At 51.6% G+C, this 17,506-nt stretch carries 15 protein-coding genes and 1 tRNA gene; 5 read left to right on the top strand and 11 right to left on the bottom strand.

What is annotated here, in order from left to right:
* Positions 1 to 73: 73 nt before the first annotated feature.
* Complete coding sequence (locus AC2FJE_RS02795) at positions 74 to 1,108, bottom strand: RluA family pseudouridine synthase (RefSeq protein ID WP_496753663.1); 1,035 nt, start codon at positions 1,106 to 1,108, stop codon at positions 74 to 76.
* Between AC2FJE_RS02795 and AC2FJE_RS02800 the strand changes: the two genes are divergently transcribed.
* Positions 1,107 to 1,412, top strand: coding sequence for a DUF6476 family protein (locus AC2FJE_RS02800; protein WP_496753661.1), 306 nt, complete (start codon positions 1,107 to 1,109; stop codon positions 1,410 to 1,412). The genes AC2FJE_RS02795 and AC2FJE_RS02800 overlap by 2 nt on opposite strands.
* Positions 1,413 to 1,415: 3 nt before the next feature.
* Here the strand turns inward: AC2FJE_RS02800 and AC2FJE_RS02805 are convergent, their stop codons facing one another.
* The 7 genes from AC2FJE_RS02805 to AC2FJE_RS02835 all read right to left on the bottom strand — a co-directional run bounded on the left by AC2FJE_RS02805 (position 1,416) and on the right by AC2FJE_RS02835 (position 9,742).
* The gene (locus AC2FJE_RS02805) at positions 1,416 to 2,399 is read right to left on the bottom strand and encodes a hypothetical protein (protein WP_496753659.1); all 984 of its coding nucleotides are present in this window, start codon (positions 2,397 to 2,399) and stop codon (positions 1,416 to 1,418) included.
* 31 nt (positions 2,400 to 2,430) lie between these two features.
* On the bottom strand, positions 2,431 to 3,429 hold the full coding sequence (locus AC2FJE_RS02810; RefSeq protein ID WP_496753657.1) for a glycosyltransferase family 2 protein: 999 nt from the start codon (positions 3,427 to 3,429) through the stop codon (positions 2,431 to 2,433).
* Positions 3,430 to 3,537: 108 nt separating this feature from the next.
* Positions 3,538 to 5,553, bottom strand: coding sequence for a hypothetical protein (locus AC2FJE_RS02815; protein WP_496760611.1), 2,016 nt, complete (start codon positions 5,551 to 5,553; stop codon positions 3,538 to 3,540).
* Positions 5,550 to 6,494 (bottom strand): hypothetical protein, encoded by a 945-nt coding sequence (locus AC2FJE_RS02820; RefSeq protein WP_496695087.1) that lies wholly within the window; start codon positions 6,492 to 6,494, stop codon positions 5,550 to 5,552. Before AC2FJE_RS02820 ends, AC2FJE_RS02815 begins: the two co-directional genes overlap by 4 nt.
* Before the next feature lie 5 nt (positions 6,495 to 6,499).
* Positions 6,500 to 7,483: a glycosyltransferase family 2 protein gene (locus tag AC2FJE_RS02825; protein WP_282118697.1), complete on the bottom strand. Its 984-nt coding sequence runs from the start codon at positions 7,481 to 7,483 to the stop codon at positions 6,500 to 6,502.
* A 285-nt stretch (positions 7,484 to 7,768) separates the two neighbouring features.
* A complete protein-coding gene (locus AC2FJE_RS02830; protein WP_496753653.1) occupies positions 7,769 to 8,296 on the bottom strand; it encodes a hypothetical protein in 528 nt (175 codons plus the stop codon).
* A gap of 504 nt (positions 8,297 to 8,800) precedes the next feature.
* Complete coding sequence (locus AC2FJE_RS02835) at positions 8,801 to 9,742, bottom strand: response regulator (RefSeq protein ID WP_496753651.1); 942 nt, start codon at positions 9,740 to 9,742, stop codon at positions 8,801 to 8,803.
* Positions 9,743 to 10,299: 557 nt separating this feature from the next.
* Between AC2FJE_RS02835 and AC2FJE_RS02840 the strand changes: the two genes are divergently transcribed.
* Positions 10,300 to 11,040, top strand: a complete 741-nt coding sequence (locus AC2FJE_RS02840; RefSeq protein WP_282168536.1) for an acyl-homoserine-lactone synthase — start codon at positions 10,300 to 10,302, stop codon at positions 11,038 to 11,040.
* 403 nt (positions 11,041 to 11,443) lie between these two features.
* Positions 11,444 to 12,577 carry a response regulator gene (locus tag AC2FJE_RS02845; RefSeq protein WP_496753649.1) on the top strand — a complete coding sequence of 378 codons (1,134 nt, stop codon included), beginning with the start codon at positions 11,444 to 11,446 and terminating at the stop codon, positions 12,575 to 12,577.
* Positions 12,578 to 12,643: 66 nt separating this feature from the next.
* Here the strand turns inward: AC2FJE_RS02845 and AC2FJE_RS02850 are convergent, their stop codons facing one another.
* Complete coding sequence (locus AC2FJE_RS02850) at positions 12,644 to 14,008, bottom strand: cytochrome P450 (RefSeq protein WP_496760612.1); 1,365 nt, start codon at positions 14,006 to 14,008, stop codon at positions 12,644 to 12,646.
* Positions 14,009 to 14,277: 269 nt separating this feature from the next.
* Between AC2FJE_RS02850 and AC2FJE_RS02855 the strand changes: the two genes are divergently transcribed.
* Positions 14,278 to 15,711 carry a sensor histidine kinase gene (locus AC2FJE_RS02855; protein WP_496760613.1) on the top strand — a complete coding sequence of 478 codons (1,434 nt, stop codon included), beginning with the start codon at positions 14,278 to 14,280 and terminating at the stop codon, positions 15,709 to 15,711.
* Between the two features lie 467 nt (positions 15,712 to 16,178).
* On the opposite strand, the gene AC2FJE_RS02860 is transcribed toward AC2FJE_RS02855, so the two are convergent.
* Both AC2FJE_RS02860 and AC2FJE_RS02865 read right to left on the bottom strand, forming a co-directional pair.
* The gene (locus AC2FJE_RS02860; RefSeq protein ID WP_282168539.1) at positions 16,179 to 16,358 is read right to left on the bottom strand and encodes a hypothetical protein; all 180 of its coding nucleotides are present in this window, start codon (positions 16,356 to 16,358) and stop codon (positions 16,179 to 16,181) included.
* 229 nt (positions 16,359 to 16,587) lie between these two features.
* A tRNA-Leu gene (locus tag AC2FJE_RS02865) sits at positions 16,588 to 16,674 on the bottom strand.
* A 144-nt stretch (positions 16,675 to 16,818) separates the two neighbouring features.
* Here AC2FJE_RS02865 and AC2FJE_RS02870 point away from each other — a divergent pair.
* Entirely contained in the window at positions 16,819 to 17,478 is a 660-nt protein-coding gene (locus AC2FJE_RS02870) for a DsbA family oxidoreductase (protein WP_496753643.1), read from the top strand.
* The last annotated feature ends 28 nt before the right edge of the window (positions 17,479 to 17,506 follow it).

Raw genomic sequence — 17,506 nt, forward strand, 5'->3', positions numbered from 1 at the left:
GTACCGTTAACAGTTTGAAATTAACGATTGATAAAGGAAAGCTAAGAACGCGTTACTCACGTATGTTTGCGTATTATGTCAGCGGCGCGCGCAGTTGTTCAATCAGAAATTCCATATCATTTGGCAAATCGGCCTCAAACCGAAGATTTTCGCCTGTCACAGGGTGCTCAAAGCCTAAAACTGCGGCATGCAGCGCCTGTCGCGGAAAACTGCGCACAGCCTCAGCAGCGGCAGCACTGAAGGCTTTCGCCGCAAGCTTGCGCTTGCCCCCATACACCGGATCGCCAACCAGCCCATGCCCGGCATGGGCCATATGGACACGGATCTGGTGCGTTCGGCCGGTTTCCAGCCAACATTCAATCAGCGCGATGCCTGCCGGGTTGCCAAATGTCTCGACCAACCGCGCCCGAGTTACCGCATGCCGACCACCGTGGAACAGAACCGCTTGTTTCTGCCGGTCGTTTTTGTGGCGCGCCAATTGCGTGGTCAGGCGCATGATATTGCCCGGTTCAAAGCTGACACCCTTGATGCCGCGCAAACGTGGGTCATTCGCATCCGGTACGCCGTAGCAAATCGCGCGGTAATAGCGTTCGACGCTATGCGCCTCGAACTGCGCCGCCAGACCGTGGTGGGCCGCGTCAGACTTGGCGACCACCAGCAAGCCGCTGGTCTCTTTGTCGATGCGGTGCACGATGCCAGGGCGTTTTACGCCCCCCACACCTGACAGGTCCTTACCGCAATGATGCAGCAAGGCATTGACCAGTGTTCCGTTGGGCGAGCCCGGCGCAGGGTGAACGACCATGCCTGCCGGTTTGTTGATGACGATCAGGTCCGCGTCCTCATAGACGACGTTCAGCGGGATATCTTCTGGACCGATGTGGCTTTCTTCGGCTTCGGCGACGGAGATCAACGCCAAGGCACCTTCGGCCACCTTGGCCTTTGGGTCCCGAACTTCGACACCGTCGATTGTCACCTCACCGTTCTCGATCAGACGGGTCAAACGGGTACGCGACAGGTTTTCATCCGCTGGTACATCCCGCGAAAGCGCCTTATCAAGGCGTGGCGGCGGATCGGCCGCGATCTGAAATTCAATCTGGCGGGTGCCCATGACTGTCCCTTCCGAACCCCAAGAACCGCAGGAAACACCTCAGCTTCGCTTGCTGCGGCGCATGGTCATGTTGCTGACCGCGGTGATGATTGGCGGGGTTCTAGTGACATTCGCACTGATTGTCATCCGACTATCGGACAGAACCCCTTCCCTGCCCGATCAAATCGAACTGCCGGACGGGGCCAAAGCTCAGGCCGTGACCATCGGCAGCAACTGGTACGCGGTCGTGACCGATGACAACCGCATCCTAATTTTTGACAAGACGACCGGAAAACAGCGTCAGGAAATCGCCGTTCAGGAATAACGATCAGACGTCCAAAGCCAACCGAAACACAATCTCAGAGGCTTTACGCAAAGCCTCATACTCTTCGGGCGTATCCCGGCGAAACATCTTGTCCTCATCGCTTAGTTTTGTCGGGGTGAACAGTTCGGGCCGGTCGGGAAAGAACTCTTCCTGAAAGGCGGTATCCTGCTTGGCCACGAATTCGTCTAGCCAAGCGCGCTCATCGGGTTCCAGCACATCATTCCGGCGCACCATGACAGGATCATCGACAAATATCCGGCGTAACTGGCGGCTCTTCTTACGCCCCAGCGCACGGGAGATGACACCAAAAGCTTCGCTCGCCGCGCGGGATTGCGACGGGTTGGACACGGCTCCTGCTGAAACTTCCTCAGCCAATGGCGTACCGATCCGAGACAGGAAGTCATCGACGACATTCCCCCGCACCATGCCCGCGCGTTCGTATAAAAGCGGAGCAACGGTGACGCCGGGAAAGGCAGCGCGGATTTCGGCCAGCTTGGCAGAAAAGCTCAACCGTTCCGGGTGATTGCGGATAAGATCAAGTTGCTGGCGGATGTACTCTGTCCCGCCGTTGGAAAGCCGCCCTGCCTTGGCCCGCTGTTTGTAATCAGCCTCGAAGAAATCGGAATACCGGCGGCAATAATAAGTGATCGTCAACGCACGCGAGGGGATATCAGCAAAAACCTCGGCCAGCCGATTCAGATTGCAGCCATAGAACATCTCGGAAGAGACAACACAGGTCTTATCCGCATGGGTGTCATATTCGGTGGTCATCGCGGACCGAAACGGATCCATCGGATCAGCGCTTTGGTTGATGTGAAAGGCGACAATGTTGTGACTTATGGCGAGCCGACTACTACCTTCCAGCCTGCGCCGGCCTGTTTCCATATAGTGCAGGTCGATTTCGTCCATCACCGCATGGTTTCGGCGCAAAAACCCCTGCAAGGCAGTTGTGCCCGTTTTGGGCATCCCCATATGCAGCCAAAGCATTTCTCAGCTCCTGTCCCCGAACCGTTTCGTATTACGCCTGCTGATTGGCCGTGAAACCTGCCGTCATCTGCTGCATGAGGTCCTGCATCTCGGGCAGGTCACGCAATTGCGCGATCTGTTGGCGGTGAAGATCGCAAGACGCATGATGAAGACGCGCAACCTCGGGGTCAGAGAGCATTTCGTAATAGAAACCACGTTTGCGATCCAAAACCACGTCTATCGAGGTATTCGTCTCGGCGTTCTGGTTCATCATGTTCCAGTATTCCAGACCAAGGCTTTCCCCCAAATGGTGGGCCCGACCGCGCATCTTTTTGACCAGATAGCTTTCACAGGACTTCAGTGCGTAATGGTTGACCTGCACGAACTCATACCCGACCGAGTCACGGGCCGATCGCCAGCTTTTTTCATAGTATCGTTCAGGCATCAGTTGGCCTGATCCGTTGTACCAATGACATTCTTCGATGGTTTCAACGGTCGGCTTTTTGGGGCGGTGAACACCCAACCCATCCCAAATCTCCCGCTGAAACATGGTCTTGAAGCCCCATGCCTGCGGCGGCCGGTAAGTCTGTTCACGGGCAGCCTGTCGGAACTGATCCGACAAAAACCGGTCTTCATACCGCACAACGCCTGCGTTTCCGAACAACCGCCACGTCATTGAGATCGTCTTGGCGTCCGGAATGGCATCGGACAAAGCCCGCAGCGTATGATCACCGGTCTTTACGTTGATATGTTCGTCGGCGTCGATCACCACGACCCAATCCTGCGGGCGTGCGACTTCCATCTTCAGAAAAGTCCTATAGGCCCGTTTTTGAGGACTGGTCTTGCGACGCGAGTTGTTGTCGACGTGGATCAGAATGCCCTTTTCATCCAACCGTTGCAGCAAGGCATCGGTACCATCGGTGCAGTCATTGGTCATCACGACCATCTGGTCGATACCAATCGCACGGTTATGGGCCACCCACTCTAGCACGAACGGGCCTTCGTTCTTCATCGGAGTGACACTGATATATCGAGGGTCCTGATCGGTCATGATTGACTGCCCTGTTCGTTGTTTTTGCCCGGAACTAATCGGGATCATTCTGAATTTGCCGGTAAATTACGTTGAATTAGTGGAACTACCAAGGGGAAATCCGGTCAATTACCCACCTGCCCGTTTAAGTTGGTTCGAGAACCGCTTGAGTTTGGGGCAAAGGTCACGCGCCCGGGACAGGTATTTTCGGGCTTTGGCCTTTTCTCCCTGTCGAAGCAATAATTGCCCTGCAGCACCCTGTATTGCCGCTGTATTGTCATCGATGTCGGCTGCTTCCATAATTTGTTGATGTGCCTGCTCTTCTGCGCCAATCCGGTCCAGAAAACACCCCATCGCGAAAATCAGAAACGGATTACCGGGATCACAGGCTAATGCATCCGCCATCGCCAAACGCGCCCGCGAATTGTCGCCTTCCGCTTCATATAGTTCTGACAGACGTTTCTGATAAAGAGGATTGTCCGGACGTTGTGTACAAACCCATTGCGCAACATCAATGGCCTTTTCATTTGGCATCCGGCCCAGACGAACCTGCAGCACGGATGTCAAACTTTTGTGCTCGGGGCTATCCTCGGAAAACTGGGCATCTGGTGACAAGTTCTTCATGGTCTTAAGACCATCTTGCAGCGCCAAAAGACGTTCTCTGTTGCCTTTCAAACGCCGCGCGCGTTCATCCAGAGACAGAACGGACCAATCCAGAAGAATGAGATCAAAGTTACACGGACGGCGGGCAATAACCTTCCGTTGCGCAACATGTGCATTGAAATTGAACCAAGATCTACGAATTGATTTCTGAACAGCCCAGTCGATTGGTGGCAGTGCCCTGAAAGCAAGTTGATCACGGAACAACAGGCGCGACCCAAAAATTGTAACATCCGGCCGCAGAGGTTTGGCCCAAAACGCCAAGCTGAATTCTCGTGCCGCCATCCACCTTTTTTTCTGAGAGCCCAGAACCGCAGCCCTCAACGCGCGCGCTACCGCGTGGTCCTCGGGCCAGAGGTTAATATCTCCCAACGCCCGATCGGCCATCTGCAATGCTTCGTCGCCTCGCCGCAAATAGAAAAAGTTAATTGCCTGTAACACTGGCAGGAACGCATTGTCCGCTCCGGCCTCAAGGATCTGGTTTCCAATCTCCGTTGCCAATGCAGTGCGATCCTCAGCGCGAAAATCAAACAGATGAAACGTCGCTTTTGCGTAAATGTGTGCAGCTTCGGACGGATTTAGAAACCCCGTATCTCCTTTGGACAGTCTCTGAACGACTTTCTCGTTAGCGGCATTGAGTTCGTCTTCTGAGAGAACGTCCCGAAACATCTTGCTTTGATGTCCTGCAATCCGTGAGGCCGCCATCGAAAATGCCGAAACTGCAGGCGCAATTACCTGATCCGCCCGCGACATTGTGTAGAGTTCAAGAAAATCCCGCTTTGCTCGCGTCATGCCTGAGACATCAGCAATGTCTGACATCTGCAATAGATGCGGAAACTGTTTCTGAAACCGGGCAATCAGTTCCGGCTGGTCCGAGAACATAATGGCCCCTTTATCGGTGTTCTTCGCCAGATGTGCCTCATACAGTTCTTCGGGTTCGATCTTTGCGGGCCAGGTCGTGTGCTTCCACGGCAACCCATTCAAAATATCACCACGGCGGATGTGATAGGCAGATACACCCTGCCCTGACAGTCTGGCATCCGCGCAATCCATAATTTCGCGTATTTCTTCCGTGAACCCGACCCGGTGGATGAAGTCGCGATACCTTGGCCGGATGGTCTCGACGTCCTCCCACGGGAAGGCCAGCACCTCGAAACCTTCCTCGACCAACACCGACCGTCCGGCGTTGAGATGCGCAATCAGGCGGTCGGACGAGGTGTCGCTTTGGAAGGACCAGATTGGCAAGGCATTCTGCGAAAGAGCTCCGAACTCCTTAGGAGTAAGGAAATGTTCATCCATCCAGTCCTGCGCGAACAACTCTTGTGGGTGGTCAAGCTCGGGTGCGTCCGCGCCCTGCGGGAACCAATTCACCCGGTAGGTCGTGCCGAAATCTTCGGCCAGCCGGATGCAAGTCAGCATCATCAGCAACCGCGCGCCCATGCGGTCCTTGCGCTGACCGACAAACACACCTTTGGCGGCGCTCACGAGGCGTCCCTTTCCTTCTCGGCCATGGCCTGCCGGCGCAGTCGGCGGAACCGCTGCCGGGCTTTTGCCGCCAAGTCAGGGTGCCGCTCGGCGCCTATTGCCTCAATCCCCCGAATATACATAGGCAGGCGACGTCGGGCGCGCATCATCTTGTAATACCCAACCGTATCCAGTGAGCCGTCCATCGCCCCCAGCATCACGGGCTTGAGGATATCCAGCTTGCGCAGCATGGGCGCCGCGAAATGGTTTGAAAACCAGGTCTTGAGCAACATCACGTTGTCGCCCTGCAGACGCTGAACCTGCTGCCGGTCCAAATCAAAGAATGGGTCGTAAAAGACGTAGGCCTTACCAGCTGTCTGAACAGTTTGAGCCGCATCGCTCATCGGCAAATCCCAATCCTGTACGCGGCCGAACCTATAGCGGGTTTCCCAAGGCACCAGCCGTTCATCCAATGTTGTCTGAGGGTTGAACGCGATCACATGCGCGCCGGGTACATGCGCCGAAAAGGTCAGTGCCCCAAAGCCGCCCATCGATGCGCCTGCAAAAACCACCTGATCGAACCGGTCAAAGAACCCCTCGGCGACCTTGTTTTCAAAATAGGAAATGATCTCGGGGTCGCGATACCATGCCTTGGTGCGCGCGAAGACGCCCATGTGGGACCACCCTTCGTCGCGAAAGAATTTCCAGCCCCACGGCTCGCGCGCGAAGGACAGGTCATTGGCGTTGGCGATATTGTCGAAGCTGACTACCAGACGCTTCGGGTAGCGCTGATGGAACAGGATCGAGTGGCGTTCCAGCTTTTGAAAGTACCCAGTGCCGTCGCCGCCGGGGTACAGCTCGACAAACCAAGGCGGAGCGGGATCCGTCAGGATACGCTCATACCCTGTCTTGCGATCAGGGTGTTCCGGTTTCAGCTGCTCTTTCGATAGGTCTTCGGCCATAGTGATCAAATCAGGTTATCGGCGAGCCAGACGCGAAACTCTACCCATTCCGGGCGCATCTTGATTTCGGACACTTTGGCTCGGTGCCAGTCGCAGGCCTGCGCGTGCAATTCGTTCAACTCTTCATCCGCCTTCAGATCGGCCAGCAGAGGTGCGGCGCGGCGTGCGGCAGGCAAGATGGATTGGTCGGCCTCTTTGTTGGCATTCATGTCCTGCCAGTAGGCTTGTCCCTGATCCACCTTGATGTGGTTTGTGCGTCCCCGGTCGCGCTTGACCAGAAACCCGTCCATGGACCGGACTGAATAGTGGTGGATGCGTCCCAGGGAATGGTCGAACCCGCGCCACGCCCGCCAACCGACTTTATCGGCTGGAAACAGCTTTCCGCCAGCATCTGACCAAGCGATGTCAGGCGCTACCTCCTCGTCAAATCCCTTTGGGCGATGCGGACCAAACCGGGTGAACTTGCCATTATTTCGGAACAGCGTTTTCAGCCCAAAAGCGCGGCTTGAATGATAGGAGAACTCTTGATCCCCCATCGAGAAAACCTCGGTCACTGGCCTGTCTTCGAAACTGATGTTTCCCGAACTTCCAAACAACTTCCACGCAAAAGATATCGCATCGGCCGGTTGCCCTGCTTTTTGCTCGACCTCGGCAATAAGGTCATGAAATCCGTTGTCGCCGCAGCGGATATTCCAAAACTCATCTACATCCAGACACAGCAGCCAGTCGGCCTCTTTGACCTTGGGTTGGCGGCGCGCGCGGCGCAGCATCTGGTGCTGGGGATTGCCTCCTTCTTTCACTTCATTGCTGACATGAGTGGCCAAGCCAAGCTCTTGCAACCTTGCAGCAATTTTGTCCGTTCCGTCATCACAGTCGTTGGTGAAAATCACAAAATGGTCGACGCCCAGTGTTTTGTGGAACGCAACCCATTCCAACATATACGGGCCTTCGTTCTTCATCGTTGTGAACACGGTGATGGACTGAGACATATTATCCTTCCCAAAAAGTCTTGCCCACTCATACACATCCCGATCCGCGTGGGCGAGACAGGAAATAGTGAAGTGGTCATTCCAGAGCAAACTGGTGCAACTCTACACGACAAAGGCGCTGAAATTCATGTGTTTCGGGAGTATAATGGTGCGGTCGAGAAGCATCTGGCGATTTCGAACTAGCTTCTCAGACCCAATATTTTTATGAGCAAAACGCCCTTCTTTAGCCGTCTGGTTTCTCAAAATGTGTGCTGTGCAAGGAGGTATTGTGTGTTGTGGAGGCTGTCAATCGGCTCCGGTTTTTTCGTCCAGATAGTTATGGCACACGCTTTGCGCGTGCAGAGGGTTTTCTGCTTCACACCGTGCCGCTGCCTCCGCATGGCGAAGTTCCTGCTCTTTATCAATTCGAACTAATTCGGCAGCATACCGTTCCGGGCCGATATCCGCCATTTCGGAAATCCAGAGTTCTTGGTCCTTGTCTTTTAGCGAGGGAAGGTATGCCTCTGGGTTGTCTTGTTTAAGTAACGCTGATTCAACTTCCTCTTGTTTGTTTACCATGCTAAGTGACCTGAACGTGGCTGGCATCCCGACGAAGGACAATACAGCGAAGCTAAAACCTCTATGGCCCAGCTTGAGCTTAGGCAGCGGCTTGATCAGCGCAAACCCCGGCACAAGCAACAGCAATAAGCCCGTGACGAAACCAAACTCAGGCGATACGACAGCCAAAAATACTGACCCGATTAACAGGGCAATTACTATACCAATGCCGTTTACTAATTTTCTATTTTTCAATATCTTAGCTGCTGCACTCAAAACTGAACCCTCATACAAAACTGTGCCAAGAAGTTGGAGAGTTCGAAAATTCCGCAGAACTCTTGGGATTATTTGAGAACCTGAGGGGGGCCCAAATATTGGTAGTGGTCACGCGGCAAACCGAAGGACCAAATTGGAGGAATTGCCGTCAGCGGCCCAACCCACTTCGCTTGGGTTTACAGAGCAAGGCGCAGAAACAAATGAGCGCATCTTGGGTGTGAAGCCATAGAAAGATAAGAGTTTACTATTCAGGGAATGAAAGAAAGGCGGGGATACCAGATCTCGCATCAAGTCGGACCCCGAGAAAAGGCTGACGGGTTCTTTCTCCGAATTGTTGCCGCCGGATGGGCGCTAGGATCGAACAAAGTAGGGCAAATGCACACAGTTTGACCGCCCTATGAATGAGCGCGTAGCTTTACTTCCCCCCCCAAAAAAACTTAGGGCGTTTTAACGTGCTCTTTCCACCAGTATCTGGTCATAATCACCATCCATGTGTGCAGTTTTTCAACCGATATTCGCCGCTCGACCTTCCGACATTTCAGCCATTTCGACGGCCTTGTCTATCAAGAACAACGCCTCCATCTTGGTTTTGGCTTTTAGCATAACTTCTTCGCTCACCTGGAAGCCAATTGGCCGGCCTGAAGTGGCATCACCGGAAATATCTTTCAATGCTTCCGGAAGCGGAGCACCCAACTGGTCCACTCTCAAGTCAATTTGATTGTCGTAGATCACCAAGAACACGCCATTCCCCCAATAGGTCGCCACTTTACGCCCTTCCTGATTAGCTGACAGAACTGCTGTGCCAGCTAAAGTCATGGCATTACGGAATTCACTGACCGTGCTCGTCTTATAGATTTGTTCAGCGCCTGTGCATTTAACCGCCACAAGTTTTGCAGCCATGGAGTGCATCGTTGAAAGCTGAATTACGTAGTTCTCAAATTCAGCTAACCCAATGAATCCGGGCAATTCTCCGAAACATTGCGGATCACTTAAGCGAACGTCCGGACTATTGTCAAAACACAACTCAAAATCCGCTTCAGCTTCGAGCACCTCGATTGCGGCTCTGCGTTCCGCTGCCATCCTATACGCGTCGGACAACCTCTGCTTCAGATCAGAGAACTCAAAAGGCTTTGTAACGTAGTCTGTGGCCCCAACTCCGAATGCCTCGTCGATGTACTCTTTTTGTACCATGGCGGTCACCATGATAATGGGCGTGTACGTGTGTTCCGGTAGTTTTCGCACTTCTTCGCAAAGAGTAATGCCGTTCATTTGCGGCATCTGCACATCAAGTAGCAAGCAGTCGAACGCTTCGTTAGGTCTCGACAGTATTTCAATGGCCTCCCGCCCACTTCTGGCGGTGACGACATCTTTATAACCGAACGCGTCCAGAACTTTATCTAGCAACTCCAGGATGCTCGGATCGTCGTCTACAGCAAGTATACGCATAACTTTTCACCAACCTTTTGCACCTCACCAAACGTTGGGCATTGCAGACTTAAGGCAACGTTTGGCTGGCGCATAAAACACTCAGGGTTTCTTCATCCTCTCTTACGAAGGCGGCAAAACGGTGACATAAGGCGGGCTTCCTTATGTCTGTGCATTTTTTTTAATTTGCACAATATTTTCCGCGCAAGTGCGCATATTGAAAAGTAAATCCCTCCAATTCTTGATGCCATTTTGATTTTGCTCCTATCAGCCGTCACGGCTACCTCGAAACATTATCGGAAAGCGAGACGGCGCCTGATCCATCGTGAATTCGAAAGGAATACGCAAAAGAAGCTGTCTTTTTTCAAAATGTTGCCAGACGCGAGGGAATAAATGAAGCCTGCGGGAGAAAATAACAGCCAAGAACTATCTAAAGTTTTTGGTCAGTCAGTAAACTCAACCAAAGGGAGGGAGGAGATTTAGACACACCTATCCATCTATTCGGACAACTACCGCATAGGGTTGTGGACTTGCTGAGCTGAATCTTGCCATAAGTGTGTCAAAAATATGAGTAAAATATGGACAGACCACTCAGGTATAAGCAGACATACCCGCTCCCGGAGGGGTTTCCGGAACTGACACCTGCTAACGGGACTTCAGGCGCACCAAATGCTTTAGCGCGACTAGAAATTTTTGCTGTCAAAAACATTCCGCCAACGTCACGTGGTGACATTGGCAATATTCGCGCGACTACACTTAATTTTCGCAATATTTACGAGTATGGCACCCTGCTGGCAAAATACCTTGAAACCAGAAAGTCAATTTTCATTGACCAGTTAAAGTGGCAAGTCGGTGAAGCTGACGGGATGGAATTCGACCAATACGACACGCCAGCCTGTCGATGGATTGTGTTGCATGAATTCGGTGAAGTTTTAGGAGGTGTGCGACTTCTACCCACGACTGCAGAATGCGGCGTATATAGTTATATGCTGCGCGACGCGCAAAGAGGTATCCTTAAAGGAATACCATCTGACGTTTTATTTATGGACGCCCCGGTAAAGCACTCTGTTTGGGAAGCATCCCGTTTCTTCGTGGCAAAGGATGTTGCATCGTCACGCAGGCTGCTGGTTCAACAGGAGTTGTTTCACCAGATGACTACTGTCGCGATGGAAGGTGGTGCGACCAGCATACTGGGCATCGTCCCCTCAGTCTGGGCACGGTGGTCACGGCGACTGGGCATCAATGCCTCGCCTGTCGGCGCAAAGTTTTCCATCGATGGCACCGTCAGTCAGTCGGTTTTGTTCAACATCCATAAGTAAATGGAACCACTCAGCCACTAGGGCGTCTTTTGTACTCTTGGACGCTCGGCGCAGATTTCTTAGCAACTATGATTGATTTTCAGACTATTGGGAAACCGCGGCTGTTTTGCATGTTAGTGGGGTTTCCAGAATTGATGTTTGAACTTCCAACCGTGGTTCAATTCCGTAGTTTTGCGATCTTAGACTGCTCTTAGGCACGAACAAATTGCCAAAAAAAAAATGTTAAGAGAATGCGACGGTAGTTCACAACAATAACTGGCAACTCGTCGTTGAAGCCGCTGGCGCCAAATAAAGGTCAAGAAAAAACCCCTTTCTACGACGATTTTCTCCATTTTTGCCGCTGTTTCGACCCACTCGCCTCATAAGTTTAACCCGTTATGAGGATATCGGTGGTTCACCAGTTATGAGACATTCCACATTCGTAAGTGATCGGTTCCAAAAAAAGTTGGAGCTTCGAGCACAAAGAAAGACCGCGCTTGCTGTTCTGGCGGTTGATGATGATCCTGACATTCTGAAATTGCTCCAATCAGCACTTCCTGAACTCGAAAACTGCAAAGTGGTTGCCGCCAGTTCAGCTGATGAAGCGCTCCGGCAGATAGAAGCAGCGGAATCCCCATTCGACTGTCTGCTTGTTGACATTCAGATGCCCGGAACCTCTGGGATAGAGTTGCTTTCGCAAATCCGAAACTTGCCGGACAATCTGGAAACACCTGTTATAATGTTAACTGCTCTAGATGACAGGCAGAACATCGAGAGGGCATTTTTAGAAGGCGCATTTGATTACATAACTAAGCCCTTCGACTTCTTCGAATTGCGCAGCCGTATGAACGCCGCCCATCTTCTAATGATGGAGAGAAAGAAAACACAATCCTCTTCAGCGTCGATAGAAAGTCTTCGTAGTGAACTGGATTTTAATCAGAAATTCAGTTTTGAAGACCCCCTGTCTATCGACGAGCAGGAACAATGCTTGGGGTATGTCGAGTTCGACAACTATGTGGAGCAGCTTTCACGGGGGCGCCGATTTGACTCTTGGGTTACAGCAATCAAATTTCGCGATGCGGGGTACCACTTTGATCTGAGGGAATTTGGAGATTTTCGGCGCGCTGTTTCCGACATTGGATTTTGCATTCAAAAGACAACACAGGCCGCCGGAGGAATCTATTCCTATCGAGGGAGTGGCGTTTTTCTCGTTATTACACATGGACGGGAACGCACCCTGAATATTCCAACCGAAGCTTTTCTAAACCAGGAACTAAGGACCGTTCTCACTAACCGATGCGCCTCTGTCCATCTTAAGGTGGTGAACAGTACACCGGTGTCGCTTCGTTCAATTACAAAGGTTGGAGCATTCGCATCTTTGGACACGGCTGTTAAAATGGTGAATCTTCGTGAGACCAATCTCAGAAAGGGCCTTGTTGCGACCTGCCCCTCGATTTCAAAGCACACGCCGCATCGCAAAGAAATGGCCAACAATAGATTGTTTGATACCGTCCTGCGTGAAATGTACGGCGATGACACTTACCTCACTCGCCGGTAGCAAGCTTTGTCTTTGGCAAAGGCCGACCTCGAACAGAAGTCGAGCACTAGGGTTTAGATATTAACTTTAGTCGCGAACCCGTTCGGCATTGAGGATGAGTGGGCCACTGGTACGCATGGTGAACGTCAAAACTGGTTCCGGTATTTCTGACTCAGTAGTCGAAAAATTTATTCTACGGAGCACCGAAGCCATAAGCACCATGATCTCAGTTTCAGCGTACTGAGCGCCAATGCAGATTCTGGGACCATCTCCGAACGGAATGTACTGACCTCGAGGCAGTGTAGATCCCAGGAACCGTTCCGGCCGATAGTCGTTGGGAGCATCCCATAATTTTTCATTTCTGTGCAAAGAGTAAACTGGGAAAAACAACGCATCGCCATTTTCAATCTTTACCCCTTTAATTTCAAGGTCCGCAGCTGCGTCTCTGGCAAAAAACGCGGCGGAGGGATAAAGCCGCAGCGTCTCTTTAACATGCGCGCGCAAGAGTGGCATTGTCTCCAGGTCCGAGAATTCCAATAGGCCTTCTGGGCGAACAGATCGAATTTCTTGTCTAACTCTTGCTTGCATATCTTGGTGCAAGGCAAGCAGATAATATCCCCAGGCCAATGCGTTAGCGGAAGTTTCATGACCAGCGACGACAAAGGTCAAAAGGTTGTCAACAGTTGTCGCTTCATCTTCGAAATCGGTTTTCAACGCCTCAATCATGAAATCGAGGAAGTCCAATGGCTCGCTACGGCCTTCGGCCCGACGCTGATCTATTACCCGTCTGGCGAGGTCTCGCATATTGGTAACCGGGGCCAAGCTGCGTAGCCAATTTTTCCGCGGCAACCACTTTGGCAAACCCATTAAATCGAAAAGGGACAGATCAGAAATGTACTCGAAATACTTGATCAGCCCCACTCGTACCTGCTCTGAACTGACTTCCTTATTACCTGAAAAAATCACTCTAGAAATATTCGTCAATGTTGATGCAGGCGCAATTTGTGCAATATCCACTGGGCCTTCGTGATCCGCCAATGAGTCTGCAATCTCGACACCAGTCTCTGCAAAATGCCGAGCCAGAACCGGGAGGTTTCTGGCGGCGAACAATGGAGAATACCTTCGCCTCTGCTGACGCCATTTTTCCCCTTCTGAGAGTATTAAACCGTTGCCTACAGCCGATCCAATAATGTCTTTGGTGAACTTGGCTTTGGGAAACGAACGGCCCTGGCCGACGAGTAATTCGGTTACCATTTCAGGATCGCAGATATAGTGTATGTTCAAAGGTCCACGAACATAAGTTTCACGCAGAGTTTCTGCCGGGATGACTTCAAACATGTTGCGGCCAGCTGACCTTGCAAACTGAAGCAGTGTCACCGGCTTTGTCGCAAGCCTAGCGGTAACAGGAGCGACAGTACCCTGCCTCAACTTCGAAATTTCAACTGCAGTCAAGCCCCAACCCTTTTAGAATTATTCCTTCTTTCGGACACATTAAGGTGAAAAAATTCCCACTTAGCAACGAGATCCTCGATTTTGGGTACCCTGCTCTGCAATTGTGCAAAAAATTTGCGGCCTCCTATACCAAAAACTTGCGTGAATCGCCCAACAATCGCGGTAGGCTTCAAAGGATTGGCGCCAAACTGTGAACCCAATTTGGACCAACTAAGTCCTCATTATGCCGGTATTGGTACTTTCCAAGCGCGAAAAACGAAGACATTTGGATGACAGCCACCGACGCTAATCTGCCGGACCGGGCTTCCGGTGAAACGGAAAACCGGCTTCTGCAAAACATCATAGATTATACTGCCATGAGCTTTGCGCTTCTGTGGCAGCGGCAGGCTATTTATCTGGCCACGACCATTTTGACTGCGTTCTTCTTCGATCCCTTTAACGCCATGCTGTTCTATGGGACGATCCTCATTTGTGAAGTGCAAGATTTATTGCTGGCCAAACGCGTACCGCGCTTAAAGCCAGACCAGCACAAAGCAATAGGTATGATGGTTGTTTGGATTCTGTTGAACACGGTCCTGAGCTCAGCCGCAATCTGCCTGTACGCAGTTTCAGTTGCTTTCGCACAGCCCGCCGGTGGTCACTTTACGCCAATGTTCTTCTTGTTTGCTGCGGCGTTGTTTGCAGCAATGAACAACCATCAGTTTCTGTGGGCGATGATTGTCCGTTTGGCCATGTACGGCGTTTCGTTCATGTTGATTGTCGTCAAGGATATCTGGATCGAACGCCCCGAGCTTTCTTCTGAACTCTGGCTGCACTTCTTCACCGTTATCTTTGTAATGTATTTTCTGATCGACTGTTCGATGGTGTTTCTGAAGCTCTACCGCAGGAATTTGGAGCAACTCGAAAAGCTCAAAGCAGAGCACGAAAGAACAAAAGCGGCCTACATTGCAAAGACTCAGTTCATATCGACAGTCAGCCATGAGCTGCGTACGCCTCTTACATCGATCAAGGGGTCACTTGACCTAATCAACACAGGCGCATTGGGTGAAGTTCCAGATTCAATGCAAAGCCTCATACACTTAGCGTGCAAAAACAGCGAACGGCTAGCATCACTTATCAATGATGTGCTGGACATACAAAAAATGGAGGCCGGTGAAATGAACTACCGTGAAGGAACTATTGATGTACATACGCTGGTTCAGGAAGCGATTTCCGTTAACACCGGGTACACCAGTGCTCACAACGTAGGAATTGTGGAGGACATAAGGGGAAACAAAGATCTGTTCGTTAAAGGTGATGCGTCCCGCCTTCTTCAAGTGTTGGCCAACATGATCTCCAACGCAGCCAAATTTTCCCTTGATGGAGGCGAGATAACCGTCGGATGCGAAAAAGTCCGTGGGAAGATTCGCCTCTTCGTCAAAGACCACGGCATAGGGATACCCGAGGGGTGCCAGGACAAAGTCTTCGATCGCTTTTCACAGATTGACTCTTCCGATGAACGTCACGCAGGCGGTACAGGGCTCGGGATGCACATTTCAAAGGAAATTGTGGAGCATTTTGGAGGAGAAATAGACTACAGAAGCAAACTTGGTGAAGGCACAGAGTTTTTTATTATGCTTCCCGCCATAAGCGGGCATGAAGTAGGTGCCGCCGGAGACGAGCAGACCTCACTACCCTGCGCCATGCAATACAAGCAACATTAGCGGAATCCTACTGAGCAATTTCGATGGTACATCACCGTACTACTTCGAAGCAATCCCATGGTTCCAGAGCGGATTTTCCGTGGTATAGTTAACCCTAAAATCATAAGACCTCGTGGCACACTCGAAACCGCCTGTGGTGAAAAGAGGGAGTCTGCGTAATGCCAATGCAACCCCAAAAAGAAAATGCTGTTCCGATCATGCGATCGGAACAGCAAACTCGTTACTAAGTACATTTCCTAAGATGCGGTAGATTCACAACTTTCGGCAAAAAGGCCTCCTACTTGCAGGCCGCGATATCACAAGAATTATATTAAGGTATGAAGTATCCAAGCACTGAGAATTTCTCGTGTTTTGTTCGTTTCCGCTGTTCCAAATGATAGGAACTGGAAACAAAGAAGCCAATGGCTACCAAACTGTTAACGTTTTTCAGCTTATTCATCGATTCGGCACTCTCAATTTGAACTAATTCACTCGTTGTCCCGCGCGTAAATATCCAGCATGTCGAACAACATCGGCTTCGGGGGTTCCTGATCAAGGTTCAGGATAGCGGCTACAACTTCGCGGGCCACTCCACGGGCTTCTAGGCTTTCCCCCACTAGCCGACGGGTCCAGCTATCGTCGGGGTCCAACCCTTGAACACCCGCCATTTAATGCTTTGCAAGTTGCTGGGCGTCGATGAACTTCTGAGTGGCAGATCTAGTGGCAACCTCAGGTTGCCGCCTGTACGTAAGCAAACGATGCCGTTCAATTTATGCGTAATCGATGCGAAAATATTGCGTAAAGGTCTACGAAACAGTTGAAATTACAGTGATTTTTTTTGAGCTTCACTCCGAAAGGTATTGTTTTTATTTTTTATTTTCAATAACTTACAAGATATGGTGCGGTCGAGAAGACTCGAACTTCCACGGGTGTTACCCCACAGCGACCTCAACGCTGCGCGTCTACCAATTCCGCCACGACCGCACTGCCAATGACTTGGTTGAGGGGCGTATAGACGGTGGCGAACAGGATGTGAAGAGGCAAAAAACAAGCCGATTTGAATTCCGTGTTGCCATCCTTATCTGTACTGCAGACAGAGTTTATTTCCCCCTTCCCCGGAGCCAGCCAATGACCGCGCAAGATCCCCGCCCAATTGTCCAGATTGATATCGTCTCAGACGTTGTGTGCCCCTGGTGCATCGTGGGGTTTCGCCAGCTGGACCTGGCTTTGAAGGAACAAAACGTGCTGGCTAATCTCAGATGGCATCCTTTTGAGCTGAACCCCAATATGCCGCCAGAGGGCCAGAACCTGCGCGAACATATTATGAAGAAGTATGGCTCTACGGTTGAGCAGAGCCAGCAGGCTCGCGATCGGCTGTCCCAGATCGGCGCCGAGCTTGGCTTCACGTTCAACTTCAATGACGACAGCCGGATGGTGAATACTTTTGCAGCACATCAACTGTTGGACTGGGCCGAAACGCAAGGCCGCCAGCATCCGTTGAAGACGGCCCTGTTCGAGGCTTACTTTACCAATCAACAGGACGTATCCCAATCCGAGGTCCTGCTTGATGCGGCCCAAGCGGCGGGTCTGGATCGGGACGCCGCCAAAGCGGCTCTGACTTCGGGCGATCACATTGCGCCAGTTCGCCAAAAGCAGCAATTCTGGACCAGCCGTGGTGTTTCAGGTGTCCCGTCAATGGTGTTTGAGGGCAAGTACCTGGTGACCGGTGCGCAAGGGGCCGAAACCTATTCTGACCTGTTGCAGCGGTGCCTGACCGAAGCTGCGTGACCTCTTTTCTTCGCCCTGCCCCGGCGGT

It is taken from the genome of Ruegeria sp. CDSC002, assembly GCF_059610905.1.

What these genes read in the sequence shown, in the direction of transcription:
- AC2FJE_RS02800 (WP_496753661.1), top strand. Translation starts at nt 1,107, where the DNA reads ATGACTGTCCCTTCCGAACCCCAAGAACCGCAGGAAACACCTCAGCTT.
- AC2FJE_RS02795 (WP_496753663.1), bottom strand. Translation starts at nt 1,108, where the DNA reads ATGGGCACCCGCCAGATTGAATTTCAGATCGCGGCCGATCCGCCGCCA.
- AC2FJE_RS02805 (WP_496753659.1), bottom strand. Translation starts at nt 2,399, where the DNA reads ATGCTTTGGCTGCATATGGGGATGCCCAAAACGGGCACAACTGCCTTG.
- AC2FJE_RS02810 (WP_496753657.1), bottom strand. Translation starts at nt 3,429, where the DNA reads ATGACCGATCAGGACCCTCGATATATCAGTGTCACTCCGATGAAGAAC.
- AC2FJE_RS02820 (WP_496695087.1), bottom strand. Translation starts at nt 6,494, where the DNA reads ATGGCCGAAGACCTATCGAAAGAGCAGCTGAAACCGGAACACCCTGAT.
- AC2FJE_RS02825 (WP_282118697.1), bottom strand. Translation starts at nt 7,483, where the DNA reads ATGTCTCAGTCCATCACCGTGTTCACAACGATGAAGAACGAAGGCCCG.
- AC2FJE_RS02835 (WP_496753651.1), bottom strand. Translation starts at nt 9,742, where the DNA reads ATGCGTATACTTGCTGTAGACGACGATCCGAGCATCCTGGAGTTGCTA.
- AC2FJE_RS02840 (WP_282168536.1), top strand. Translation starts at nt 10,300, where the DNA reads ATGGACAGACCACTCAGGTATAAGCAGACATACCCGCTCCCGGAGGGG.
- AC2FJE_RS02845 (WP_496753649.1), top strand. Translation starts at nt 11,444, where the DNA reads ATGAGACATTCCACATTCGTAAGTGATCGGTTCCAAAAAAAGTTGGAG.
- AC2FJE_RS02855 (WP_496760613.1), top strand. Translation starts at nt 14,278, where the DNA reads ATGACAGCCACCGACGCTAATCTGCCGGACCGGGCTTCCGGTGAAACG.
- AC2FJE_RS02860 (WP_282168539.1), bottom strand. Translation starts at nt 16,358, where the DNA reads ATGGCGGGTGTTCAAGGGTTGGACCCCGACGATAGCTGGACCCGTCGG.
- AC2FJE_RS02870 (WP_496753643.1), top strand. Translation starts at nt 16,819, where the DNA reads ATGACCGCGCAAGATCCCCGCCCAATTGTCCAGATTGATATCGTCTCA.